The organism is Streptomyces rectiverticillatus (assembly GCF_013394065.1).
GTDB lineage: Bacteria > Actinomycetota > Actinomycetes > Streptomycetales > Streptomycetaceae > Streptomyces > Streptomyces rectiverticillatus.
Genome location: NZ_CP040752.1, coordinates 485,490 through 509,970, shown reverse-complemented (window position 1 = coordinate 509,970; position 24,481 = coordinate 485,490). Strand labels below are relative to the sequence as shown.

Sequence of the window (24,481 nt, the reverse complement as noted above, 5' to 3'; positions counted from 1 at the left end):
AGGGCGTGCGCGCGGCAAAGCGAAAACAGTGAAAACAGCGGAAGAGCGAAACAGCGAAGCAGCGAGAACCGTGGCGCAAGGCGCGATTCAACTGCCGTCTGACAGGCGGCACGTGGGGGACTGCTGCTGCGCCATGTCATGCGTAACGTAGTAATGTGAAATGGTACTGACAACCCCTCAGGCGCTACGAGTTGTGCGCGAGGGCGAAGTGGCAGGCCACTTCACGCGCTTCGCCCGGCGCGGCGACCCGCAGCAGTGGCACCTCGGTCCGGCAGATCTCCTGCGCCTTGGGACAGCGCGGGTGGAACGTGCAGCCGGGCGGGGGCGCCGCCGGGCTCGGGGGGTCGCCGAGCAGGGTGATCCGCTCGCGCGTCCGCTCGGCGGCCGGGTCCGGCAGCGGCACCGCCGACAGCAGGGCCTGCGTGTACGGGTGGGCCGGGGCCGCGTACACGCGCTCCTTGGCGCCGACTTCGACGATCCGCCCCAGGTACATCACGGCCACCCGGTCGCACACCCGCTTCACCACCGACAGGTCGTGGGCGATGAAGAGGTAGGCGAGCCCGAGTTCACGCTGGAGCCGCTCCATCAGATTGACGATCTGGGCCTGTACGGAGACGTCCAGGGCCGAGACCGGTTCGTCGGCGACGATCAGGCGGGGCCCGGTGGCCAGCGCGCGGGCGATGCCGATGCGCTGCGCCTGCCCGCCGGAGAACTCGTGCGGATAGCGGTCGATGTGCTCGGGGATGAGCCCGACCAGCTCCATCAGCTCCGCCGCCCGCTTACGCGCCGCGGCCGCCGGCACGCCCTGCACCAGCAGCGGGTCGGCGATGATGCGGGCGACCGTCTGGCGCGGGTTGAGGGAGGAGTGCGGGTCCTGGAAGACCATCTGCAGGTCCTTGCGCAGCGGCTTGAGCTCGCGCCTGCCGAGCCGGCTGATGTCGCGGCCGTCGTAGGTGATCGACCCCGCGGTCGGCTCCAGGAGCCGTACGATCATGCGGCCGGTGGTGGACTTGCCGCAGCCGGACTCGCCCACCAGGCCCAGGGTCTCGCCCGCCGCCAGGTCGAAGGAGACGCCGTCGACGGCCCGGACGGGCGCCGCGCGGCCCCGCTTGCCCGGGAAGGTCATGGTCACGTCCCGTACGGACAGCAGGGGTGCGGTGCCGGCGGTCATCGGGTGCCTCCCGGCACGTGGGTGGCGGTGTGCAGGGACAGGTGGCAGGAGACCAGATGGCCCCTGGAGGGCCGGAGCCCGGGCCGGGTCGCTGCGCAGCGCTCGCGTTCGCCGGGAGCCGCCGCGGCCGCGCGCGGGCAGCGCGGTGCGAAGGCGCAGCCCGGAGCCGGGTCCAGCAGCGAGGGCGGGCTGCCGGGGATGGCCCGCAGGGGTGCGTCGTCGCCGTCGTCGAGGCGGGGGAGCGAGTCGAGCAGCCCGCGGGTGTAGGGGTGGCCGGGGTCAGCGAACAGCATGTCGACCGGGGCCTGTTCGGCCGCCCGGCCGCCGTACATCACGAGCACCTCGCGGGCGACGCGGGCGACGACGCCGAGGTCGTGCGTGATCATGACGACGGCGAGTCCGCGCTGTTCCTGCAGGCGGGCGATCAGCTCCAGGATCTGCGCCTGGACGGTGACGTCGAGGGCGGTGGTCGGCTCGTCCGCGATCAGCAGGTCGGGCTCGCAGGCGAGGGCCATGGCGATCATCACGCGCTGGCGCATGCCCCCGGAGAACTGGTGCGGGTGCTCACCGGCCCGCCGCGCGGGCTCGGGGATGCCGACCTCGGCGAGCATCTCTACGGCCCGTCTGCGGGCCGCCGCCCTGCGGGAGCCGAAGTGGACCCGGTGGTGTTCGGCGATCTGCTCGCCGACCGTGTAGTAGGGGTGGAGGCTGGAGAGCGGGTCCTGGAAGATCATCGCCATGCGGCGGCCGCGCAGCCGGTTCAGCTCGCGCTCGGGCAGGCCGGTCAGCTCGCGGCCGTCGAGGGCGATGGAGCCGGTGACCCGGGCGCCGGTGTGCAGCCCCATCACGGCCAGGGACGTGACGGACTTGCCGGAGCCGGACTCGCCGACGATGCCGAGGGTCTGCCCGCGGCGCACCGCGAAGCTCAGGGAGTCCACGGCCCGTACGTCCCCGTGCCGGGTGGGGAAGGTGACGGTCAGGTCCGTGACGGACAGCAAGGGCTGTTCCTGTGAAACGGCTGGGACGGCCATCAGTACCTCACTCGCGGGTCGACGACGGCGTAGAGCAGGTCGACGACCAGGTTGGCGACGACGATGAAGGCGGCCGCCATCAGCGTGACGCCGAGGATGACCGGCTGGTCGCCGGTGGACAGCGCGCCGTAGAAGAGCCGCCCGATCCCCGGGAGCCCGAAGATCGACTCGGTGATGACGGCGCCCGCGAGCAGCCCGCCCAGGTCCATGCCGAAGAGGGTGAGGATCGGTGTCATGCCGGCCCGCAGCCCGTGTTTGACGACGACGGTGCGGCGCGGCAGTCCCTTGGCGCGGGCGGTGCGGATATACGGCTCCGCCATCGTCTCGATCATCGAACTGCGGCTCTGGCGGGCGTACATGGCGGCGTACAGCACGGCCAGCGCCAGCCAGGGCAGGAGCAGGTTGGACGCCCAGCGCAGGGGGTCGTCGCCGAGGGGCACGTACTGCGGGTACGGCAGCAGCCCGGCCGTCCGGATCAGGCCGTAGATCAGCATCATCGAGGTGAAGTAGACGGGCAGCGAGGCCGCGGCGACGGCGCCGACCATCAGGGCGCGGTCGGTGAGGGTGTCCTTGCGCAGGGCCGCGGTGACGCCGGCGCTCAGGCCGAGCGCAAGCCACAGCACGGCCGCGCCCAGTGCCAGGGAGGCGGAGACCGGCAGGCGGTCCGTCAGCAGGTCCCAGACGGCCTCGGAGTTCTCGTAGGAGTAGCCGAGGCAGGGGAAGGCGCAGTGCAGGGCGTACCGGCCGCTGCCCATGGTGCGGCCGGTGAAGATGCCGGTGACGAAGTCCGCGAACTGCCGCCACAGCGGCCGGTCCAGGCCCATGTGGGCGCGGATGGCCTCCAGGCGGTCGGCGCTGCAGGACTTGCCGCAGGCGGCGGCCGCGGGGTCGGAGGGCAGCACGTAGAAGATGGTGAAGGTGACGGCGGCGATGGCGACGAGCACGCCGGCGACGGCGAGCAGGCGGCGGCCGAGGTAGAGGGTCATGTCCGGCCGCTCCTCGGGTCGAGGACGTCGCGCAGCGCGTCGCCGAGCAGGGTGAAGGCGAGGACGGTCAGGAACAGGCAGGTGCTCGGGATGACGAAGTACATGGGGTCCGTGTCGTAGAAGGCGACGCTCTCGGCGATCATCTGGCCCCAGGAGGGGGTGGGCGGGCGGACGCCGACGCCCAGGTAGCTCAGGGCCGCCTCGGTGGCGATCATGCCGGGGACGATGAGGGTGGTGTAGGCGATGACGGGCCCGGCGACGCCGGGGAGGATGTCGCGGGTGAGGATGCGCCAGGGCCCGGAGCCGCCGACGCGCGCGGCGTCGACGTACTCGCGGTGCCGGAGCGAGAGGGTCTGGCCGCGTACGACGCGGGCGACGCCGGGCCAGCCGAAGAGGCCGATGACGGCGGTCATCAGCAGGATGCGGTTGACGTCCTTGGCCACCGACATCATCGCGATCATGAAGATGAGGGAGGGGAAGGACATGGTGAGGTCCATCAGGCGGGAGAGCACGGCGTCGGTGCGGCCGCCGAAGTAGCCCGCCGTGATGCCCGCCGCCGTCCCGGCGAGCACGACGATCGCGGTGGCGGTGAGGGCGATCAGCAGTGACACCTGGGCGCCGTGCACGACCCGGGCGAACAGGTCGCGGCCGGTGACGGGTTCGACGCCGAGCCAGTGGTCGGCGGAGATCCCGCCCAGCGGGCCGAGGGGCCGGCCGCCGAGGTAGGGGTCGACGGCGGTCTTGTCGAACTCCTCGGGCGACCAGCCGGCGAGTGAGCTCAGCAGCGGGGCGCCCGCCGCCATCAGCAGGAAGAGCGCGACGACGGCGAGGGAGATCTTGACGGCGGTGCGGCGGCGCAGTTCGGCGCGGGCGAGCTGCCAGGGGCCGCTGCCGGTACGGGCGTGAGCGGAGGGTGCGGTGACGGTCATGGCGTGCCGCCCCTCAGCCCTGGCTCTTGGCGGGGTCCTTGAGACCGACGGTGGCGTAGTCGAGCTGGCCGCCGAAGGAGGTGTGCCCGTACGCCCCGGCGATGTTGGTGCCGAGGACCAGCGGCCACCGCCGGACCAGCACCGGCACGGCCGGGGCCTGGGCGAGGATCTCACCGTCCATCTCCTGCCACGCCCGGGCGGCCTGCTTGGTGTCGGTCATGGCGGCGATCTCGTCCATGCGCTTCATCGTCGCCTCGTCGCGGAAGAGGGAGTGGTTGCCGGAGTTGCCCCTCTCCTTGATGAAGCGGCCGTCGAAGACGAAGGGCAGGAAGGTCGAGCCCGAGGGGTAGTCCGGGCACCAGCCGGTGTAGACCATGTCGGTGCGGTTCTTGGTGTCGCCGATGGTGGCGTAGAACGCGGACGGGTCCACGGTCTCGATGGTGACCTTGATGCCGGCCTTGGCGAGGGACTGCTGTATCGCCTCGGCCCGGCCCTTGTCGCCGGACGATACGGTCAACTTGGTGGAGAGGCCGTCCGGCTTGCCGGCCTCCTTCAGCAGCTGCTTCGCCTTCCCGACGTCGCCGGCGACGGGGATCTTCAGGGTGTCGGGCTGCTTGCCGCCGAAGAGCGAGGCCGGCATGTAGGCGGTCGACGGGTCGTTGAAGGCGGGGCCGCCGGAGGCGGTCAGGACGGCGTCCCGGTCGAGGGCGTACTGCACGGCCCGGCGGACCCTGACGTCGTCGAAGGGGGCCCGGCCGGTGTGCATCTGGACCATGTCCGTGCAGTTCTGGGACTCGGCGAGCAGCCGCTGTCTGACCCGGGCGTCGGGCAGCACCTTGGCCGCGCTCTCCGGCCGCAGGGCGTACCAGGGGACGGCGGAGGCGTCGGCGCCCTGGGCGGCGATCATGCGGTCGTCGATCTGGTTCGCCTTGAGCCCCATGAGGACGACCAGCTTGTCGGGGTAGGCCTTGCGGACCTCGTCCGTTTTGGGGTCCCACTTGTCGTTGCGTACGAGGACGAGCTTCTTGTTCCGGTCGTAGGAGTCGATCTTGTAGGGGCCGGAGGAGAAGGGCCGGTTGTCGTACTGCGGGCCCTTGTCCCGCGCCTGCGGTACGGGCGCGAACGTCGGCATCACCGTGGCGTAGGGGAACTCCGCGAAGGGCTTGCGCAGTTCGAAGACGATGGTGCGGTCGTCCGGCGTCCTGACCGAGTCCAGGTGCTTTCCCCCGGCGGGGCCCCGGTAGCCCTCGGCGCCGGCGAGGTAGCGCGCCGCGTAGTCGGCGCCGCCGGGCAGGTCGGGGGAGAAGGACCGCTCCACGTTGTACTTGACGTCCTGTGCGGTGACGGGCGAGCCGTCCTCGTATGCCACACCCTGCTTGAGGTGGAAAGTCCAGGTCCTGGCGTCGTTCGACGGGGTGCCGAGGTCGGTGGCGAGGTCGGGGACCAGCTGACCGCCCTGCGCTCCGGGCGCGGCCTTGTACGTCACCAGGGTGCGGTAGAGCAGCCGGGTCCCGAAGTCCATGTCGCTCATGACCCAGTTGCGGGCCGGGTCGAGGTGCGTGAAGTCCTGGTTGGACAGCACCGTGAGGGTGCCGCCCTTCTGCGGAGTGCCGCCGATCACCGCGCCTTCCTGGGCGGCGACGGGGTTCCCGGCTCCCCTGTCGGCTGACTTCTTCCCGCCGGAACAGCCGGTCGCCCCGAGGGCGAAGGTGGCAACCACCACCGTGGCCAGGGCAGTACACGTGCGCTTGTTCATCAGTGGTCACTCCGTGAACAGTCGAACAGCCGGGCGCTGGCTGAAATGTGACCCGTAACATAGTAATGTGAAATTGCACTGACAAGGTGTCAGTCGCTCTGTTACCCACCTGTGTCCCAGGAGGAGTCTTCATGAACGAGCCGACGACCGCGGCACCGCGGACGGTAAGTCATGACCTGCCCGTTTCAGCGGAGTTCGCGCAATTCATGGCGAACGGCTGGGCGGCGACGCCGCTGCCCGCCGACATCCGGCTGCCCGTGGCGGACCTCGCCGCGGCGCGCCGCGCGAAGCTGTCGGCGCGCTTTCCCGGCGAGCGGCTGATCGTGCCCGCGGGCGAGTTCAAGGTCCGCTCCAACGACTGCGACTACCGCTTCCGCCCGCACAGCGCCTACGCCTGGCTGACCGGGCTGACCGGCGAGGACCAGGCCGGTCACGTGCTGGTCCTGGAGCCCGACGGCCCGCACCGGCACGAGGCGGTGCTGTACGTGCGGCCGCGGTCGCCGCGCACCGGCGAGGAGTTCTACCGTGACCGGCGCTACGGTGAGTTCTGGGTCGGCCGCCGCCCCGACCTCGCCGAGGCCGAGCGCATGACCGGCATCCGCTGCGTGCACCGGGAGGACCACGACCGGCTGCCGCCGGGCCGCGACGCGTCCGGCGACGGCGAACTCGCCGCCGCCCTGAGTGAGCTGCGCCTGGTCAAGGACGCGTGGGAGGTCGAGCAGCTGCAACTGGCCGTGGACCACACCGCCGCCGGCTTCGAGGACGTCGTGCGGGCGCTGCCCCGCGCCCTCGCCCACCCGCGCGGTGAGCGGTGGATCGAGGGCGTCTTCGGCCTGCGCGCCCGCGCCGAGGGCAACGGCCCGGGCTACGAGACCATCGCGGCCTCCGGCGCGCACGCGTGCGTCCTGCACTGGATACGCAACGACGGCCGGCTCGACCCCCGCGAACTCCTCCTGCTGGACGCCGGCGTGGAGACCGACACCCTCTACACCTCCGACATCACCCGCACCCTGCCGCTGTCCGGACGCTTCTCACCCGTCCAGCGGCAGGTCTACGAACTCGTCCTCGCCGCTCAGGACGCGGGCATGGCCGCCCTCAAGCCGGGGGCGAGCTTCCGTGACTTCCACCGGGCCGGCATGCGGGTCATCGCCGAGGGGCTCGCCGAGTGGGGCGTGCTCAAGAGCGCCGAGGGCGACTTCCACCGCCGGTACACCCTGTGCAGCAGCGGCCACATGCTCGGCCTGGACGTCCACGACTGCGCCCAGGCGCGGGCGGACGCCTACCTCGACGGCGTCCTGGAGGAGGGGCAGGTCCTCACCGTCGAGCCCGGGCTCTACCTCCAGCCCGACGACGAGACGCTGCCGGCCGAACTGCGCGGCATCGGCGTGCGGATCGAGGACGACCTGGTCATCACCGCCGACGGGGCCCGGCTGATGTCGCACGCGCTGCCCCGTACGCCCGACGCGGTCGAGGCGTGGATGGGCGAACTCCTCGGGGGATAGGGGAATCGTCAACCACAAGGTCCGGACCGGCTCTTGGCAGCACGCAGTGCAATGTGAAATATTACTGACGTGCTCATGAGCAACTCCAACTCCTCGGACGTCATCGTCGTCGGAGCGGGTGTGGTCGGCGCCGCCTGCGCCTACTACGCCGCCCGCGGCGGCCTCTCCGTCACCGTGGTCGACCGTGGTCCCGTCGCCGGCGGGACCACGGGCGCCGGAGAGGGAAACCTCCTGGTCTCCGACAAGGAACCCGGCCCGGAGCTCGAACTGGCCTTGCTCTCCACGTGGTTGTGGCGCGAGCTGGCCCAAGAGCTCCCGGCCAGGATCGAGTACGAGGCCAAGGGCGGCCTCGTCGTCGCCTCCGACGCCTCCGCCATGGCCGCGCTGCGGAAGTTCGCCGCCGCCCAGGCAGGGGCGGGCGTCACGGCCGAGGAGATCCCGGCCGACCGGCTGCACGACGTGGAGCCGCACTTGGCCCCCGGCCTCGGAGGCGGCTTCCGCTATCCGCAGGACGCCCAGGTGCAGCCCGCCCTCGCCGCCGCCCACCTGCTGCGCGCATCCGGCGCCCGGGTGCGTACCGGAGAGGAGGTCACCGCCGTCCTCACCGGCACGAACGGCCGGGTGCGGGGCGTGCGTACGGCGGCCGGCGAGCTGCACGCCCCCTTTGTCGTCAACGCCGCCGGCACCTGGGGCGGCGAGGTGGCCCGGCTCGCCGGCGCGCACCTGCCCGTACTGCCCCGGCGGGGCTTCGTGCTCGTCACCGAACCGCTGCCGCGCGTGGTGCGGCACAAGGTCTACGCGGCCGACTACGTCTCCGACGTGGCCAGCGGCTCGGCGGCGCTGCAGACCTCCGCGGTGGTCGAGGGCACCCCGGCGGGCCCGGTCCTGATCGGCGCCAGCCGCGAACGGGTCGGCTTCGACCGCACCCTGTCGGTGGAGGTGCTCCGGCGCCTCGCCGCCCAGGCCACGGCCCTGTTCCCGGTCCTGGCCGGGGTGCGGGCCATGCGCACGTACGCCGGATTCCGCCCGTACCTGCCCGACCACCTGCCCGCCGTCGGCCCCGACCCCCGCGTCCCCGGACTGCTGCACGCCTGCGGCCACGAAGGCGCGGGAATCGGGCTCGCCCCCGCCACCGGCCTGGCCGTCGCCCGGCAGCTGACGGGCGGCGAACCCCCGCTCGACCTCGGCCCGTTCCACCCCGGCCGCTTCGCCCCGGCCGCCTGAACCCCCGCCCCGCGTCCGCCCGACGCCCCGAACCGTCCCGAGAGGAGGCCCGCACGTGGCCCGTACCCCCGCCGACCTGGTCAGGGCGGAGCCCGACCCGCCCTTCGACATCACCTTCGACGGCCGTACGGTCACCGCCCTGCCCGGCCAGTCCGTGGCCGCCGCCCTGTGGGCGGCCGGCATCCTCGCCTGGCGCACCACCCGGTACGGCGGCCGCCCGCGCGGGGCCTTCTGCGGCATCGGGCAGTGCTACGACTGCCTCGCCACCGTCAACGGCGAGCCCAACCGCCGGGCCTGCCTGGTGCCCGCCCGGCCCGGGGACGCGATCACCACCCAGGAAGGACACGGCCGTGCCGGGCTCGCCGTCTGAACCGTACGACCTCGCCGTGATCGGCGCGGGACCCGCCGGGCTCGCCGGAGCGGCCACCGCTGCCCGGCTCGGCCTGTCCGTCGCCGTCCTGGACGCCGCCGCACAGGTGGGCGGCCAGTACTTCCGCCACCCCGCGCCGGGCCTGGGCGCCGCGCGCCCGCAGGCCCTGCACCACGACTGGGCCGCCTTCACCGAGCTGCGGGGGCGCTTCGAGGCGAGCGGCGCCACGCACTTGGCCGGACACCATGTGTGGGCCGTGACGCGACTGGACGAGGAAGTGTGGAGCGTGCACGCGCTCGCCGACGTGGACGATGGCGTGGGCACCGGTCGCGAGGGCGACAGCCTTGCAGGCCACGGCAGCCACGGCAGCCACGGCAGCCACGGCGGCGCCGGCCGAGGCGGCACGGACATCGGCAGCGGCGTGGGCGGGGGCTCTCGCGGCGGGTCCGCGGGTGACACGGGCCTCGGCGGTCGAGGTGCCGTTGCGGACGGCAGTCACGGCCGCACGGCCACCGACGGCGGCGCGGGCCGGGGCACCCCCGGCGGGTACGTGGGCGGTACGGACGCGGGCAGCCGAAGTGCCCTTGCCGGCGGCAGCTCCGGCGGCGCCGGCACCGGCAGCGACCGTGAAGGCCGCCCCCACGCGGGCTTCACCGGCGTACGCGAGCGCCCCGTGTGCCTGCACGCCCGCGCCGTGCTCTTCGCCACCGGTGCCTACGAGCGTCAACTTCCCTTCCCCGGCTGGACCCTGCCCGGCGTCGTCGGCGCCGGTGGTGCCCAGGCCATGCTGAAGTCCGGGCTCGTCCTGCCCGGACAGCGGATCGTCGTCGCGGGCAGCGGTCCGCTCCTGCTCGCCGTCGCCTCCTCGCTCGCCGCCGCCGGCGCCCGCGTCCCCGCGGTGGCCGAGGCGTCCGGCTACCTCGCCTACGCCCGCCGGCCGGGCGCCCTGGCGGCCAACCCCCACAAGCTCCTCGAAGCCGCCGTCCACGGCACGGCACTCCTGCGCCACCGCATCCCGCTGCACACCCGCAGCGCGGTCACCGAGGTGCACGGCACCGACCGCGTCGAGGCCGTCACCGTCTCCCGGCTCGACCGCGACTGGCGCCCCGTGCCCGGCACGGGCCGCCGCATCGCCTGCGACGCCCTGGCCGTGGGCCACGGGCTCGCACCGCAGACCGAGCCGGCCACCGCCCTCGGCTGCGCGACCCGCCGTATGCCCGACGGCACGCACGCACTCGTCCTGGACGGCCTCCAGGAGACCTCGGTGCCCGGCCTGTGGGCCGCCGGCGAGGCCGGCGGGACCGGAGGCTGGCAACTCGCCCGCGTCGAGGGCGAGCTGGCGGGCATCGCGGTGGCCGCCCGGCTGCGGGCGCTCCCCGCGCTCACCCGGAGCCGGCGCGTACGGGACCTGGCCCGGCGCCGCGACCGCATGCGCGCCTTCGCCGAAGCCATGGCCGCCGCCCACGCACCCGGCCCCGGCTGGACCGCATGGCTCGACAACGGCACCGACGTCTGCCGCTGCGAGGAGGTGACCGCCGGAAGCATCCGCGAGGCCGTCACCGACCTCGGCGCCCGGGACGCCCGGACCGTCAAGCTCCTCACCCGGGCCGGCATGGGCTGGTGCCAGGGCCGGATGTGCGGCGCGGCCGTGGCCTGCCTCGCGGCGTCCGGTACCGAGCAGGGGACCGTACCGCCGTCCGCCGAGCGCAGGCCGCTCGCCGTGCCCGTACCGCTGGGCTCCCTCGCCGCCGGGCCCGGGGAACCCGGAGACGCCTGAACCACCGCCCCACCCGCGCTCACCCACATGTCCCACGCCGTAGAACGCCATAGAAGGGTTACCGGTATGACCGCCTCCTCCTGGACCCCCGACCGCCCCTGGCGCGGCATCATGGTCGCCACCGCCCTCCCGCTGCGCGCGGACCTCTCCGTCGACTACGACGCCTACGCCGAACACGTCCGCAGGCTCATCGAGAACGGGTGCGACGGAGTCGTCCCCAACGGCTCCCTCGGCGAATACCAGACCCTCACCCCGCAGGAGCGCGCCCGCGTCGTGCGCACCGCCGTCGAGGCGGCCGGGGACGGGGCGCGGGTGATGCCCGGAGTCGCCGCGTACGGCAGCGCCGAGGCGCGCCACTGGGCCGAGCAGGCCGCCGAAGCGGGCTGCGGCTCCGTCCTGCTGCTGCCGCCGAACGCCTACCGCGCCGGCGAACAGGCCGTCCGCGCCCACTACACGGAGGTCGCCGCGGCCGGGATACCGGTCGTCGCCTACAACAACCCCATCGACACGAAGGTCGACCTGACCCCGGCCCTGCTGGCCCGGCTGCACGCCGACGGCAGCATCGTGGCCGTCAAGGAGTTCACCGGCGACGTACGGCGCGCCTACGAGATCGCCGAACTCGCCCCCGAGCTCGACCTGCTGATCGGCGCGGACGACGTCCTCCTCGAACTCGCCGCAGCCGGCGCCGTCGGCTGGATCGCCGGATACCCCAACGCCTTCCCCACCACCTGCGCCGCGCTCTACCGCGCCGCCGTCGCCGGGGACCTCCGAACGGCACTGCCCCTCTACCGCTCGCTGCACCCGCTCCTGCGCTGGGACTCCAAGACCGAGTTCGTGCAGGCCATCAAGCTCTCCATGGACATCACCGGCCACCACGGCGGCCCCACCCGCCCGCCGCGCCTCCCGCTCACGGGCGAGACCGAAGCCGCGGTGCGCGCCGCCACGGAGAAGGCCGTAGCCGACGGGCACCACTGACCCCGCCCGCCTCCGGGCCTTCCTTCCTGCTGCCTCCCCCCGCCGAAGGGAAAGGACATCCGTGCGTACCCGTCATGTCTTCCATGCCGTCGACTCGCACACCGAGGGCATGCCCACGCGCGTCATCACCGGTGGCGTCGGCGTGATCCCCGGCGCCACCATGGCCGAGCGCCGGCTCCACTTCATCGAGCACATGGACCACCTGCGCACCCTCCTGATGTACGAGCCGCGCGGCCACGCCTCGATGAGCGGCGCGATCCTGCAGCCCCCCACCCGGCCCGACGCCGACTACGGGGTCCTCTACATCGAGGTCTCCGGGGTGCTGCCGATGTGCGGGCACGGCACCATCGGGGTCGCCACCGTGCTCGTCGAGACCGGCATGGTGGCGGTCAGCGAACCGGTGACCACCGTGCGCCTCGACACCCCGTCCGGACTGATCACCGTCGACGTGCAGGTCGAGGACGGGGCGGCCAAGTCCGTCACGCTCGTCAACGTGCCCTCCTTCTGCGTCGGTCTCGGCCGCAAGGCCGACGTCCCCGGCTACGGGACGGTCACCTACGACCTCGCCTTCGGCGGCAACTTCTACGCCTTCGTCGAACTCGACGCCCTGGGGCTGCCCTTCGACCGGGCCCGCAAGGACGACCTGCTCGCCGCCGGGCTCGCCGTCATGGAGGCGGTCAACGCCTCGCCGGACCGGCCCGTCCACCCCGAAAACCCCGGGATCAGCGGCCTCAAGCACGTCTACCTCGCCGCCCCCGGCTCGGACGCCCGCCACTCCCGGCACGCCATGGCCATCCACCCCGGCTGGTTCGACCGTTCCCCCTGCGGTACGGGCACCTCCGCCCGGATGGCACAGCTGCACGCCCGCGGCGCGCTCCCGCTCGATTGCGACTTCGTCAACGAGTCCTTCATCGGCACGCGGTTCACCGGCCGCCTGGTGGGAGAGACGCAGGTCGGCGGAGTGCCGGCGGTCGTGCCCGCCGTCACCGGCCGCGCCTGGATCACCGGCACCGCCCAGTACTTCCTCGACCCGGACGACCCCTTCCCCGGAGGTTTCCTCCTGTGACCGCCGCCCCGACCTCCTTCGCTTCGCACAACCCGGCCGACCCGTCCGACGTCGTCTGCGACGTGCCCGCCTCCGGAGCCTCCCTGGCCGCCGAGGCCGTCGAGCAGGCCCGAGCCGCCCAGCCCGGCTGGCTGCAGGCCGGTGCCGCAGCCCGCTCCTCCGCGCTCTCCGCCGTCGCCGCGGCGGTCGAGGCCGCGGCCGGCGAACTCGCCGCCCTCGCCGTGCGCGAGGTGGGCAAGCCCCTCGCCGAGGCGCGGGCCGAGGTGGCCCGCACGGCCGCGATCTGGCGGTACTACGCCCAGGCCCCCTACGAGCCCACCGGCGCCGTCCACGAGACGGCCGGCGGCCCCGGCCTGCTGCTGACCCGGCGCCGCCCGCACGGCGTCGCCGGCCTCATCACGCCCTGGAACTTCCCCTTCGCCATCCCCTCCTGGAAGGCCGCGCCCGCGCTCGCCGCCGGCAACACGGTCGTCCTCAAGCCCGCGCCCGAGGCCACCGCGTGCGCCCTGCGTCTGGCCGAGCTCGTCCAGCAGGCGGTGCCCGCCGCGGTGTTCACGGTCGTGCCCGGCGGTGCGACCGAGGGCAACGCCGTCCTCGCGACCGCCGACGCCGTCTCCTTCACCGGCTCCACCGCCGTCGGCAGCGTGGTCACCCGCGCCGCCACCGCCCGGGGCATCCCGGTCCAGGCCGAGACGGGCGGGCTCAACGCGGCGATCGTCCTTCCCGACGCCGACATCGGGCGGGCCGCGGCCCACATCGCCGCGGCCGTCGCCGGATACGCCGGGCAGAAGTGCACGGCCACCAGCCGGGTGATCGCCGTCGGCGCGGCCCTCGACCCCCTGCGCGAGGCCCTCGCCGAAGCCCTGCGCGCCCTGCCCGTGGGCGACCCGGCCGACCCGGCCACCGTGTGCGGCCCCCTCATCTCGGCCCGGGCCCGGGACGGCTTCGACCAGGCTCTGTCCGGCGCTTCCGTCCTGGCCGCCGGCACCGCTCCGCAGGGCCCCGGCTGGTACGCGGCACCCACCGTGGCCGAAAAGGTCCCGGCCGGTCACCGGCTGCTCACCGAGGAGGTCTTCGCCCCCGTCGCCGCCCTGCTGCCCGCGGACGACCTGCCGCACGCCGTACGCATCAGCAACTCCGTTCCGTACGGCCTGGTCACCTCGGTCCACACCGGCGGGCTCGAAGCGGCGCTGCACGGTCTCGACGGCCTCGACACGGGCATGATCCGCGTCAACGCCCCTTCCACGGGCGTCGACTTCCACCTGCCGTTCGGCGGCACGAAAGCCTCCGGGCACGGGCCGCGCGAGCAGGGCCGCGCGGCGCTGGACTTCTACACCTCCAGCCGGACCTACACCCTCGCTCCCTGAGAAAGATGTGACATTGTACGCTCGTTGGTCCGTCCAGGTACGGACCAGCCGGGGAGCGCGGCTGTGCACGTACCGCGGACGCGGCTGCCGGACCTCGGCCGCCGCACCGGCGACGAAGGGACACGGGACACCATGGGCCACCTCAAGCAGCGCACTCTCATCACCGCCACCGAGCGGCTGCGCGACCAGGTCGCCCATGCCTTGCGGGCCGCGCTCATCTCCGGCGAACTCCACCCCGGCGAGGTCTACTCCGCGCCGCAGCTCGCGGAGGACTTCGGCATCTCCGCGACCCCGGTGCGCGAGGCCATGCTCGACCTCGCCCGCGAGGGCCTGGTCGAGCCGGTCCGCAACAAGGGGTTCCGGGTGACCGAGGTCAACGAGCGCGACCTGGACCAGTACACCGAGATCCGCACGCTCATCGAGGTCCCCACGACCGGCCGCGTCACGCGCACCGCCGCCCGCGAGGACCTCGAAGCCCTCCGCCCGGTCGCCGAGGAGATCGTGCGCGCCGCCCGCGACCACGACCTCATCGGCTACCTGGAGGCCGACCGCCAGTTCCACCTCACCCTGCTCGCCCTCTCCGGCAACGAACGCCTCGTCGAGACCGTCGGCGACCTGCGCAAGCGCTCGCGCCTGTACGGGCTGACCGCGCTCGACCAGCGCGGCGAACTCATCCCCTCCGCCGAGGAACACCTCGAACTGCTCGACCTGATGCTGGCCGGCGACGCCGAGGGCGCCGAACAGTGCATGGCACGGCACCTCGGACACGTGCGCTCCCTGTGGGCAAAGGGCAGCAGCGACAAGGACTCATGACCGCGCGCGGGAGGCCGGGCGCGAGAAGGAGGGCGGACATGCGCACTTCACCCCTGATCGCGGCGGCCCTCGCCGGGTGCCTGGCGATCCCCGCGACGGCGTGGGCGTCGTCCCCCGCCCGGCCCCCGTCCGCCCGCGCCTGTGCGCTCAAGGGCACGACGGGCTGGACGGACGAGGGCCACGACACCGACCCCGTCCGCTTCCGGCGCGCCACCGGCAAGCACCGCGTCCTGACCCTGTTCGCCGACTTCCCCGACGCGCAGGCCACCGGCTCCACCGCCCCCTACGCCGCCCACCTCGCCCCCGCCGCCGACTGGCTGCGCAGGGCCTCCTACGGGCGGACACGGCTGGAGATCACGCCGCTGCACCGCTGGATCCGGATGCCGGCGCCCTCCGCCTCCTACGGCTTCCAGCGCGGCCTCACCTTCGAGGCCCACGAGCGCTACCTGCGCGACGCGGTCACGGCCGCCGATCCGTACGCGGACTTCTCCCGCTACGACATGGTGTACGTCGTCCCCGCGAGAGAAGCGTCCGCGATCTCCTTCTCCCCGACCTACCTCTTCGACCCCGCCACCCCCGGCGTCAGGGCCGACGGCACCCGCATCCGATGGGCCGTCACCTTCGGGCAGGACATGTGGCGCTGGGGGCACAAGGTCGCCGCCCACGAGACCGGCCACGTCTTCGGCCTGCCCGACCTCTACGCCTTCACGGGCGAGACCCACCGCCACGTCGGCGGCTGGGACCTCATGGGCGACATCGCCGGCACCGCCCCGCAGTACCTCGGCTGGCACTCCTGGAAGCTCGGCTGGACGCGGGACGACCAGGTCGCCTGCCTCGCCGCCCCCGGCCGGCGCACGGTCCGGCTGACCCCGGTCGAGCGGCCGGGAGGCACCAAGATCGCGGTCGTGCGCACGGGAGCGGCGAAGGCCTACGTCGCCGAGTCCCGGCGCGCCGTGGGCAATGACAAGGACTCGCCCTCGACCGGCGTCCTCATCTACGAGGTCGACTCCTCCACCCCCACCGGAGAGGGCCCCGTCCGCGTCGTGAGGACCAGGGCCCACGCCCCCGGAGAGTCCTTCACCGATCCGGCCGCGGGTGTGCGCATCGACGTGGTGGCGGGCGGCCGCGCCGGAGACGTGGTGCGCGTCGTCCGCCTGTCGCCGGAGGCGTTGTCAGTGGTCGGTGCGACGATCGTTCCGAGCGCCACCACCGCCCTGCGGCGGCTGAGTGCCGTGTCCCCTGGAGCGAGGAAGAGGAGCAAGTCCCGTGCGCATCGTGGTCAGTGAGTTCATGAGCCTGGACGGCGTCGTGCAGGCCCCCGGCGGCCCCGAGGAGGACACCGACGGCGGGTTCGCCCACGGCGGCTGGTCGCACCCGTTCTTCGACCCGGAGACGGTGGGCGGCGCGGTCGACGACGCGCTGACCAGGGCCGAGGCGCTGCTGTTCGGCCGCCGCACCTGGCAGACGATGGCCGCGGCGTGGCCCGAGCGGGCCGGGGACCCCTTCGCCGACCGGATGAACGCCCTCCCCAAGTACGTGGTGTCCGAGACGCTGAGCGACGCCGACCTGACCTGGGACAAGACCACGCGCATCCCCGGCGGCGAGGCCGTCGCCCGCATCCGGGAGCTGCACGGGAAGGAGGGCGGCGACCTGCTGGTCATGGGGAGCCCCACGCTCGTGCGCACCCTCCTGAGCGAGGGCCTGGTCGACGAACTCCGGCTCATGATCATGCCGGTGCTCCTCGGCGGCGGTAAGTCGGTCTTCCCGGAGGACGGTGCGCAGCGCACGCTGGAACTGGTCTCGACGGTCACCAGCAGCGCGGGTGTGCAGGTGAGCACGTACCGGCCGGTCGCCGCCGGGCGGTAGGCACGCGCAATTCGAGGAGGGCGCGATGCCGCACCGTCAGGCCCGTGGTTCCCGCGCCGGAACGGTCATGAGGCGGTGGTAGTACCCCGGGGCCTGGTGGGCTTCACCGACCGGCCGTCCGTCCACCTCCACCCACGCGTGCGCACGGAACGGCCCGGTACGCACTCCCGTGCACCAGTCCGGCCAGACGCCCCGCATCCGGCACAGCAGCGCGGTGGCGACCGAGCGCTGCAGACAGCCTTCTCCGGCGCAGCGCAGGCTGAGCGCGGTGACCGCCTGACGGGCGGCGAGGGCCTGTTCGGCGGTGGCCGGCGCCGCCCCGTTGCGGACGGCGGTCAGGACGCGGCGGATGCGGCGGGGCGGCAGCAGGACGAGCAGCCGGGCGGCGGCCACGGCCAGGAGCACCGGCGGGCGGCGGCGCCATGGGACGGCGGCGCGGCGCAAGCTCAGGGGCATGGCAACCTCCGGTGGCGGATAGGCGGGGCCGAACCCCGACTCGGCGGTCCCTGCCCGGGCATGGACCCGTCACGCCGACCGGCGGCACCGTCCACCCGAAAGAGTTGGTGGACGGTGGGGTGTGATGGGCGATGGGCATCCGATGTGATCCGGCCGGCTCAAGGCCCGGGTCGCCGGCCGGGCCGCGCCGCACCGCCGGGTTGCGGCCTCAGCCGAGAGCGTCGAGCAGTTCGCGCTCGCGCCCGGTGCTGAGACCGGCCCGCCGTTCCCGGTCCAGCCCCTGCTCGCGTTCCCACACCAGCGTGTCCGCCAGCAGTTCCGTCCGGGGGCGGTGGCGCAGCCCGGCGGCGCGTGCCGCGGCGCCGTCCCGGGCAGACCAGCCCTCCCACCCCGGCTCGGCGACCCACAACGGCAGCGACTCCGGGCCCATGGCCTGAGCCACCCCTCGGGCGAGCAGCCATGCCGAGTCGGCACGGACCAACGGCCCCGTGTGCCCGCCCGCGCTGCGGGACGTCTCGATCCACTCCTCGAACGGGAGGACCGGGCCGACGGCGTTGTACGTGCCGGTGGTTCCCGCTTCCGCGGCGTCGAGCAGCCAGGCGGCGAGGTCCCGTACGTCGATCACCTGCGTCGGCATGGCGGGCGTATCGGGAACCAGCATCGGCCCGTGGGGATCGCGCGCGGCGCGGGCCACCCAGTAGCCGCAGCGCCCGCTGGGATCACCCGGTCCGCCGATGAGGCCGGCGCGCGCGATGAGGAGGCGGTCGCCCACCGCGGCCGCCGACGCCTGCTCGCAGGCGGCCTTCGCCTCGCCGTACAGTTCGCGGCCGGCTTCGTCCCGGTCGGTCGGAGCCAGCAGGTCCGCGGACTCGTCCGCGCCCGGCAGGCCGTGGGAGGCGTAGGCGCTGACCGAGGACACGTAGGCCCAGTGCTTCGCCCTGCCGCCCAGGGCCCGCAGCGCCTCGCGGACGAAGCGGGGCTGCCACGACACCTCGACGACCGCATCCCACTCGCGGTCGAGCAGCGGATCGTACGCCGAAGGATCGCGCCGGTCCGCGGCCACCAGCACCGCTCCGTCCGCCACTTGCCCGCTTTCGCCGCGTGCGAGACACGTCACCCCGTGGCCGCGCCCGAGGGCCTGCCGTGACACTTCCCGGCCCAGCCATGCGGTCCCGCCCAGTACCAAGATCTCCATGCGGTCACTCAAGCACCGCGTGCGCCGGGCACCAAGGGAATCTGCTGCGGGCAGATCCGGGCTTGGGGCAGGCCTTTCGGCTGATCGCACTGTTACATCATCCACGTTGTGTATCGGAACGGTAACCGGCTGAGGCCTTCGCGGAACAGGTTCCGTACAGGGGGTGAGACGGCCCCGGGAGGGAACCGGGGCCCACAGCTGGGGGGATCTCCTATGTTCCGCAAGAGCACTGCAGTGATCGTGACGTCGGCCGCCGCCGGAGCCCTGTTGCTCACCGCCTGCGGAGGAGGCGGTGACGGCAAGGACTCCTCGGCGCCGGCCACATCGGCCTCCGCCGGTGGCGCCGCCCGGGCGGGCGCGAACGCCGACGCTCGGTCCGACGGGCAAGCGCTGAACTTCCTCAGCGGCACGGCGAAGAAGAACAACGCCCAGCCCATGACCGGGGACTGGGCGAACGAGCCCGGAAAGCCCGCCACGAAGCCCGAGGCGCAGCGCTGGGTACAGCTCTCCGCGTCCAAGGCGGGCAGCCTGAACCCGGTCGTAGTCAACGGCGCCGGCTTCACCCTCTACCGCTTCGACAAGGACACCGCGAACCCGTCGAAGTCCGCGTGCAACGGCGACTGCGCCGTCACCTGGCCGCCGGTCGTCGTCGCCCAGGGCGGCAGGATCTTCCTCGACGGCGTCGACAAGTCGAAGGTCGGCACCGTCAAGCGGGACGACGGCACCCTTCAGGTCACCGTCGGCGGCTGGCCCGTCTACCGCTTCAACAAGGACACCAAGCCCGGCGACACCAAGGGCCAGGGGGTCGGGGGAACCTGGTTCGGCGTCACCCCCGACGGCAAGAAGGCCGGCGGCGGCGCGGGCGGGGGCACGGGGAGTGGTAGCGGCAGTGGCAGTGGGAGCGGCAGTTCGCAGGCCAAGCCCGCCACCAGCGTCGTCCTCTTCGACGACCGCAACTTCGGCGACCCCGCGCAGGGCCTGGCCGGCAAGGGCTGCCAGAACGTGGCCCGGGACAACGTGGCCTCCTCCCTCCAGGCTCAGGGCAGCCTGAAGATCTGGTCCGGCCGCAACTGCACCGGCAAGTCCAAGGTCGTCGACGGTGACGTCGCCGACCTCGCCAAGATCGGCTTCGACAACGACGTCTCGTCGGTCTTCTTCAGCTGAGACGAGCAGAACCGCCCCCGATGGGCCCGCCTGCAGCGGGCCCATCGGCCGGTCGGCACGCCGGCGCAGGTACAGTCATCCGCAGACCGGCGGTCGTAGGCGTCTGGTGGCCTGCGGGGCAAGGGCAGCGAGCAACCAGGACGACTGACCGGATCTCCGCCGCGTCCCTTGCATATCACCGCACCTTGATCACCGCTAACGTACGGCCATGCACATCCGTGAATTCGCAGAATCCGACTGGCCCCAGGTATGGGGAATCATCCGGGACGTCGTCCAGGAGCGGAAAACCTTTGTTTACGACCCGGAGATGACCGAGGCGGAAGCCCGTATGTGGGTCGAGGAGCCGCCGGGGCTGACCGTCGTCGCTGTCGAAGGCGAACGCGTCCTCGGCACCGCCAAGATGGGACCGAACCGGCCGGGCCCCGGCTCTCACGTGTCCACCGCCAGCTTCATGGTGGCGGCCGACTCCCGGGGGAAGGGTGTGGGCAGGGCCTTGTGCCGGTTCGCGGTGGACTGGGCGGAGGAGAGCGGCTACGCGGGAATGCAGTTCAACGCCGTGGTCGAGTCCAACCATGCCGCGGTGGACCTGTACAAGCGCCTCGACTTCGTCGTGCTCGGGACCGTTCCCGGTGCCTTCATGCATCCCGAACTCGGCCCGGTGGGCCTGCATCTCATGTACCGCCAATTCTGAAGCAGTCCTCCCGGTCCCCGGTCCCCGGGCCCGGACGGCCGAACCCGCCCTATCGAGTAGCCCTCCCCGGCAGCATCCTTTGGCACGCGAGGACTCACCGGTTCTGCGAGAGGAAGCCAGGAACATGAAGGTGTCGTCCTGGTTGGTGATGGCTCGGCGGGCACGGCGGGAGGATCCGTGGTGGCCGCGCCGAACCTCGCGACCGGACAGGACGTGGTGAGACAGAGCTCGTCCGCTGTGCAGCTCAGCACCGCGGGCGGGGTGCACACAACGGTGGACTCGGAGTCGGTGCCCGCAGGGGCATGGGTGCTGTTGGCCAACGCGACGCTGGTCAGCTGGGGGCTCAGTGATTTCACGCGCGGACCGCGCCGCCGGCGCCGCCCCCTACGTCGATCCGCAGGCCACCCTTTGGGCCCACCGAAGCGAGGGGCTCGGCCGGGCGAAGCGCTAGCGGTCACCTGTCGGACGACACCCCGAGGTCGTGCCGCATGGCAGTCCTCATGGTCCGGAGCAGGTCCCAGACCTCGTGCTGTGCCCTGGCCGCGGAATCCAGCGTCTCGCCCGGCCCGGGCTCGTCGCGTTCGAGTCGCTTGACCTGCCCGTAGACCTTGTTCAGCGCTTGGTTGACCGCCCCCGCTCGCGTGAGGACGCCGTCGGGGGCGATCATCTGCGCTTCGGAGTACCGGTCACGGTGGGCGTTCTTCGCCTCTTCGAGCGTGTTCCTGTCGGCGTCCTCCACGTCGCGTTCACGCATGACGTGCAGGTGGCGGTTGAGCGCCGTGGTGAACTGCCGGGCATCCCGGTTGAGTTCTGTGTAGCAGGCGCGCCGGAGCGAGCGGTTCTCGCGGATTTCCTCGTGGCTGCGAACGAGCTCTATTTCCCGGCGTTTCGTGCGTTCGGAGCCGCGCTGGGTGAGCAGCGCCCCGCCGAGGGTCCCTGCGACACCGGTCACTGCGATGACTACTGAACTGACATCCATCGGTGCACTCCACGCGTTTTCTCCGGCCCTGTGCCCGCTGCCCACGACCCGGACCGTAGAGTCTGCCGTTTCGCCGAGCGCAGCGGCCGACTGCGCCACGCCCGCGCCCGCGGAGCGGACCGCGGGAACGGCGGGAAGGGATCCGGCCGATCCGGTAGATCCGGCTCCATCGCCCGGGTCACCGGTCTTCGTGATGCCTGTGTCCCGGGTGGCGCAGGCGTACCCAGATGTCCCTGGCGCGGCGGCCGGCCTCGGTTCGGCTGCCGGCGACCAGGATCCGGGCCTCTTCCGGGGTTTCCACCATCGGCCCCGAGCCGCGCAGCGGCCTGCCCGCGGTCTCGTGGAGGAAGAACGCCGAGACGAGTCCGATCACGCCCGCCGCCATCAGGTAGTACGCGGGGATCATCGCGTCGCGGGTCGTTTCGAGGAGGGCGGAGACCGCCAGGGGAGTGGTGCCGCCGAACAGCGATACGGAGATGTTGTACGAGACGGACAGGGCCCCGTAGCGCAGCCGGGTCGGGAAGAGCGCCGGCAGGGTCGCGGCGGCGGTGCCCGCGAAGCACACCAGCAGCAGGCCGAGGATCAGGCAGCCGAAGGCCGGGAGGAGCGCCCCGTCGGCGCGGACCAGGAGCATCGAGGGGTATGCGAGGGCGATCAGGGCGGCGCTGCCCGCCATGAACATGGGCCTGCGCCCCCACAGGTCGGAGGAGCGGCCCACGACGGTGATGGTCAGGGCCACCAGGACCATCGTGCCGAGGATGAGCAGCTGGGCGGTGGTGGCGTCCTTGCTCAGCGTCTCGGTCATGTACGTCGGCAGGTACGAGGTGACCATGTAGCTGGTGACGTTGTAGACGACGACCAGCCCCATGCAGATCAGCACCGCCTCCCAGTGCCGGGTGAAGATCTCCTTGAGCCGTCCGTGGCCGGACTGGCGCGCCTGCTCGACCCCGTCCTCGGCAGTGCCCTCCCCGGAACCGGAGCCGGAGCCGGAGCCGGCGCCCGGCATCCGTGCCCGGGCGGCCTCGGTCTCCGCGCGGAAGGCGGGCGTCTCTTCGAGCCGCATCCGCATGTACAGGCCGATCAGCCCGAGGGGCCCGGCGACGAGGAACGGCAGGCGCCATCCCCAGTCGGTCATGCCGTCGGTGCCGAGAACCGCGGTGAGCACGGTCACGAGACCGGAGCCGAGCGCGTAACCGACGAACGTGCCGAAGTCCAGCCAGCTGCCCAGGAACCCGCGGCGGGTGTCGGGCGCGTACTCGGCGATGTACGTGGTGGCTCCGGCGTACTCGCCGCCCGTGGAGAAGCCCTGCACCAGACGGCAGATGAGGAGCAGGACGGGGGCGACGAAGCCGGCCGTCGCGTAGACCGGCAGGAAACCGACCGCGAACGTGCTCACCGCCATCATGATCATCGTGGCGGCGAGCACGCGCTGGCGTCCGATGCGGTCGCCGAGCGGGCCGAAGACCAGGCCGCCGAGGGGCCGGACGAGGAAGGCGGCCGCGAAGGTGGCGAAGGCGGAGATGACCTGTGCGCCGGGCGAGGTGGCGGGGAAGAAGACCCTGCCCAGGGTGACCGCCATATAGGCGTACACCCCGAAGTCGAACCACTCCATCATGTTGCCGAGCGCGGCGGCGAGCACCGCGCGGCGGACCTGGGGGCGGTCGGTGACCGTGACTTGCTCGATGTTCAGGGACTTCTTGCGGCGCCGCAGCAGGGTGCGGAGCATCCGGTCGGTGGCGGTCGCGCCACCGCGCGCAGGGACGCGGTGCCCGGGCTTCGGGGTCTTCTTGCGATCGGGGCTCACACTCACCTGCCGGCGGGTCGGGGGTCCGGGCGCTGGGGCTCCTGGGGCGTACAGAGACGCATGGGCCGAATCTTGTGGTTTATGCATTGAACCTCGCCCGGCCCCCGGCGGCCCCGTGACCCGCCCGGCCCGCGCCCAACCGGCCCTGATGCGCCCCGCCGGGAGCCGGCAGCCGTTCGTTACCCTTTCGGCCCTGAGGAAGAGGAAGGGGATGCGCTTGGCACTGCCCAGGAAGGGGTCGCGTCGCATCGTCGTCGACGGTGTCGCCTACCGCTGGAGGGTCCGACGTCGGGTTACCTACGGTCAGGGGATGGGCTGGTCACTCCTGGCCTATGCGGTCGAGCACGCCGAGTCGCCGGGCACCACGCTCGTGGTCCGGACGGGCCGCCCGCACCCCGGCAACTGGATACGCAGGCCGGCCCCTCCCGTTCTCCCCGCCCACGTCTCCGCCGCCGTCCGGGCCGCCCGCGCACGCGGCTGGACGCCCGAGGCTCCGGGGCCGCCCTTCCTCCTGGACGAGTCCGGGGGCATGGTCGCGTACCCCGCGGCCGGCCCCGTGGATCCCACCACCGCGTAACCTCGCCCGTCGGGGTCCTCCAACAGGGCTTCCCATACGGTGCAGAGGAGATCGAGGCGTGGTGAGCTCGTGGTGAGCAGCAGGGCGGATGCGGATACCGGCATACGCGGACCGGTGCGAGGTCAGGGGCAGGGGCCGGCGGACCCGGGCGCGCCCGCCGCCGGGCGGGGCGGTGGCAGGCCCAGGTGGCCGGGCACGGTGGCCACGATGCTGCTCACACCGGCGCTCCTGGCCGCCGTCTCGTGGCTGAACCCGCCCGACGACATGCTGCTGCTGCTCGCCGGGTTCGCCCTGACGGTGATCATCCTGATCGCGGCCTGGTGCATGTGCGGCCCGGGACCGGGCGCGGGCATGGCGGCCCTCGGCTTCTTCTTCGTCCTCTTCACCGGCCCGGCCCTGGACGACTACGTCATGGAACGGCGCGGCACCGCCCACGAGGCGCTGGTCGGCGACGTCTCCACGTACACCCGGAAACACGGCGAAGGCCGCACCTGCTCGGTCGTGTGGTCCGCCTCGGGGGAGACGCACAAGGCCGAGGTGGGCGACCGCAAGGGCTGCGACGAGAGCGTCCGGCAGGGCGACAGGACCACGATCGTCACGGACCCGGAAGGCTGGCTGAGGCCGCGCCTGGGCGGCGACGGCACAGGGTTGTCGGCGGGCACGGCCTGGACCTGCGCGGGCCTGCTGGCCGGAATGGAGGCGTTCATCCTGTACGGCCGCTTGAGGCGCCGCCGCCGCGCCTGACGGCCCTACGCGCGCGGTCTTGTCAGTGACTGCACCCA

At 72.9% G+C, this 24,481-nt stretch carries 23 protein-coding genes; 14 read left to right on the top strand and 9 right to left on the bottom strand.

Annotation, left to right across the window (positions count from 1 at the left end):
- Positions 1–184: 184 nt before the first annotated feature.
- Genes FGW37_RS02015 through FGW37_RS01995 form a run of 5 tightly spaced genes read right to left on the bottom strand, consistent with a single transcriptional unit; the run spans position 185 to position 5,873 of the window.
- Positions 185–1,171, bottom strand: coding sequence for an ABC transporter ATP-binding protein (locus FGW37_RS02015; RefSeq protein WP_179079458.1), 987 nt, complete (start codon positions 1,169–1,171; stop codon positions 185–187).
- A complete protein-coding gene (locus tag FGW37_RS02010; protein WP_179079457.1) occupies positions 1,168–2,202 on the bottom strand; it encodes an ABC transporter ATP-binding protein in 1,035 nt (344 codons plus the stop codon). The genes FGW37_RS02015 and FGW37_RS02010 overlap by 4 nt, the downstream gene beginning before the upstream one ends.
- The gene (locus FGW37_RS02005) at positions 2,202–3,188 is read right to left on the bottom strand and encodes an ABC transporter permease (protein WP_179079456.1); all 987 of its coding nucleotides are present in this window, start codon (positions 3,186–3,188) and stop codon (positions 2,202–2,204) included. The genes FGW37_RS02010 and FGW37_RS02005 overlap by 1 nt, the downstream gene beginning before the upstream one ends.
- On the bottom strand, positions 3,185–4,117 hold the full coding sequence (locus FGW37_RS02000; protein WP_179079455.1) for an ABC transporter permease: 933 nt from the start codon (positions 4,115–4,117) through the stop codon (positions 3,185–3,187). The genes FGW37_RS02005 and FGW37_RS02000 overlap by 4 nt, the downstream gene beginning before the upstream one ends.
- Before the next feature lie 13 nt (positions 4,118–4,130).
- Positions 4,131–5,873, bottom strand: coding sequence for an ABC transporter substrate-binding protein (locus FGW37_RS01995; protein WP_179079454.1), 1,743 nt, complete (start codon positions 5,871–5,873; stop codon positions 4,131–4,133).
- A gap of 131 nt (positions 5,874–6,004) precedes the next feature.
- On the opposite strand from FGW37_RS01995, the gene FGW37_RS01990 reads away from it, so the two are divergent.
- From FGW37_RS01990 to FGW37_RS01945, 10 genes are all read left to right on the top strand, one after another.
- Positions 6,005–7,375 carry an aminopeptidase P family protein gene (locus FGW37_RS01990; RefSeq protein ID WP_179079453.1) on the top strand — a complete coding sequence of 457 codons (1,371 nt, stop codon included), beginning with the start codon at positions 6,005–6,007 and terminating at the stop codon, positions 7,373–7,375.
- A gap of 75 nt (positions 7,376–7,450) precedes the next feature.
- Positions 7,451–8,599: an NAD(P)/FAD-dependent oxidoreductase gene (locus tag FGW37_RS01985; protein ID WP_179079452.1), complete on the top strand. Its 1,149-nt coding sequence runs from the start codon at positions 7,451–7,453 to the stop codon at positions 8,597–8,599.
- Positions 8,600–8,654: 55 nt separating this feature from the next.
- Entirely contained in the window at positions 8,655–8,969 is a 315-nt protein-coding gene (locus tag FGW37_RS01980) for a (2Fe-2S)-binding protein (RefSeq protein ID WP_179079451.1), read from the top strand.
- A complete protein-coding gene (locus tag FGW37_RS01975; protein WP_179079450.1) occupies positions 8,950–10,746 on the top strand; it encodes an FAD-dependent oxidoreductase in 1,797 nt (598 codons plus the stop codon). Before FGW37_RS01980 ends, FGW37_RS01975 begins: the two co-directional genes overlap by 20 nt.
- A gap of 66 nt (positions 10,747–10,812) precedes the next feature.
- Complete coding sequence (locus FGW37_RS01970; RefSeq protein WP_179079449.1) at positions 10,813–11,721, top strand: dihydrodipicolinate synthase family protein; 909 nt, start codon at positions 10,813–10,815, stop codon at positions 11,719–11,721.
- A gap of 61 nt (positions 11,722–11,782) precedes the next feature.
- Complete coding sequence (locus FGW37_RS01965; RefSeq protein ID WP_179079448.1) at positions 11,783–12,787, top strand: proline racemase family protein; 1,005 nt, start codon at positions 11,783–11,785, stop codon at positions 12,785–12,787.
- On the top strand, positions 12,784–14,154 hold the full coding sequence (locus FGW37_RS01960) for an aldehyde dehydrogenase family protein (RefSeq protein ID WP_179079447.1): 1,371 nt from the start codon (positions 12,784–12,786) through the stop codon (positions 14,152–14,154). The genes FGW37_RS01965 and FGW37_RS01960 overlap by 4 nt, the downstream gene beginning before the upstream one ends.
- A gap of 132 nt (positions 14,155–14,286) precedes the next feature.
- A complete protein-coding gene (locus FGW37_RS01955) occupies positions 14,287–14,967 on the top strand; it encodes a GntR family transcriptional regulator (protein WP_179084450.1) in 681 nt (226 codons plus the stop codon).
- Positions 14,968–15,005: 38 nt separating this feature from the next.
- Positions 15,006–16,253 (top strand): M6 family metalloprotease domain-containing protein, encoded by a 1,248-nt coding sequence (locus FGW37_RS01950; protein ID WP_179079446.1) that lies wholly within the window; start codon positions 15,006–15,008, stop codon positions 16,251–16,253.
- The gene (locus FGW37_RS01945; RefSeq protein ID WP_179079445.1) at positions 16,234–16,833 is read left to right on the top strand and encodes a dihydrofolate reductase family protein; all 600 of its coding nucleotides are present in this window, start codon (positions 16,234–16,236) and stop codon (positions 16,831–16,833) included. The genes FGW37_RS01950 and FGW37_RS01945 overlap by 20 nt, the downstream gene beginning before the upstream one ends.
- Before the next feature lie 36 nt (positions 16,834–16,869).
- Here the strand turns inward: FGW37_RS01945 and FGW37_RS01940 are convergent, their stop codons facing one another.
- Together FGW37_RS01940 and FGW37_RS01935 are read right to left on the bottom strand one after the other, a co-directional pair.
- Positions 16,870–17,289 carry a lasso peptide biosynthesis B2 protein gene (locus tag FGW37_RS01940; protein ID WP_179079444.1) on the bottom strand — a complete coding sequence of 140 codons (420 nt, stop codon included), beginning with the start codon at positions 17,287–17,289 and terminating at the stop codon, positions 16,870–16,872.
- A 208-nt stretch (positions 17,290–17,497) separates the two neighbouring features.
- Positions 17,498–18,484 (bottom strand): NAD-dependent epimerase/dehydratase family protein, encoded by a 987-nt coding sequence (locus tag FGW37_RS01935; protein ID WP_179079443.1) that lies wholly within the window; start codon positions 18,482–18,484, stop codon positions 17,498–17,500.
- A gap of 213 nt (positions 18,485–18,697) precedes the next feature.
- Between FGW37_RS01935 and FGW37_RS01930 the strand changes: the two genes are divergently transcribed.
- Complete coding sequence (locus FGW37_RS01930; protein WP_179079442.1) at positions 18,698–19,648, top strand: hypothetical protein; 951 nt, start codon at positions 18,698–18,700, stop codon at positions 19,646–19,648.
- A 208-nt stretch (positions 19,649–19,856) separates the two neighbouring features.
- Positions 19,857–20,339: a GNAT family N-acetyltransferase gene (locus FGW37_RS01925; RefSeq protein ID WP_179079441.1), complete on the top strand. Its 483-nt coding sequence runs from the start codon at positions 19,857–19,859 to the stop codon at positions 20,337–20,339.
- Between the two features lie 454 nt (positions 20,340–20,793).
- On the opposite strand, the gene FGW37_RS01920 is transcribed toward FGW37_RS01925, so the two are convergent.
- Together FGW37_RS01920 and FGW37_RS01915 are read right to left on the bottom strand one after the other, a co-directional pair.
- Positions 20,794–21,363 (bottom strand): hypothetical protein, encoded by a 570-nt coding sequence (locus FGW37_RS01920; RefSeq protein WP_246430215.1) that lies wholly within the window; start codon positions 21,361–21,363, stop codon positions 20,794–20,796.
- 133 nt (positions 21,364–21,496) lie between these two features.
- Positions 21,497–23,044, bottom strand: a complete 1,548-nt coding sequence (locus FGW37_RS01915; RefSeq protein ID WP_179084448.1) for an MFS transporter — start codon at positions 23,042–23,044, stop codon at positions 21,497–21,499.
- Between the two features lie 388 nt (positions 23,045–23,432).
- Between FGW37_RS01915 and FGW37_RS01910 the strand changes: the two genes are divergently transcribed.
- Together FGW37_RS01910 and FGW37_RS01905 are read left to right on the top strand one after the other, a co-directional pair.
- On the top strand, positions 23,433–23,699 hold the full coding sequence (locus FGW37_RS01910; RefSeq protein WP_343066982.1) for a hypothetical protein: 267 nt from the start codon (positions 23,433–23,435) through the stop codon (positions 23,697–23,699).
- A gap of 207 nt (positions 23,700–23,906) precedes the next feature.
- The gene (locus FGW37_RS01905; RefSeq protein WP_179079439.1) at positions 23,907–24,443 is read left to right on the top strand and encodes a hypothetical protein; all 537 of its coding nucleotides are present in this window, start codon (positions 23,907–23,909) and stop codon (positions 24,441–24,443) included.
- Positions 24,444–24,481: the final 38 nt, after the last annotated feature.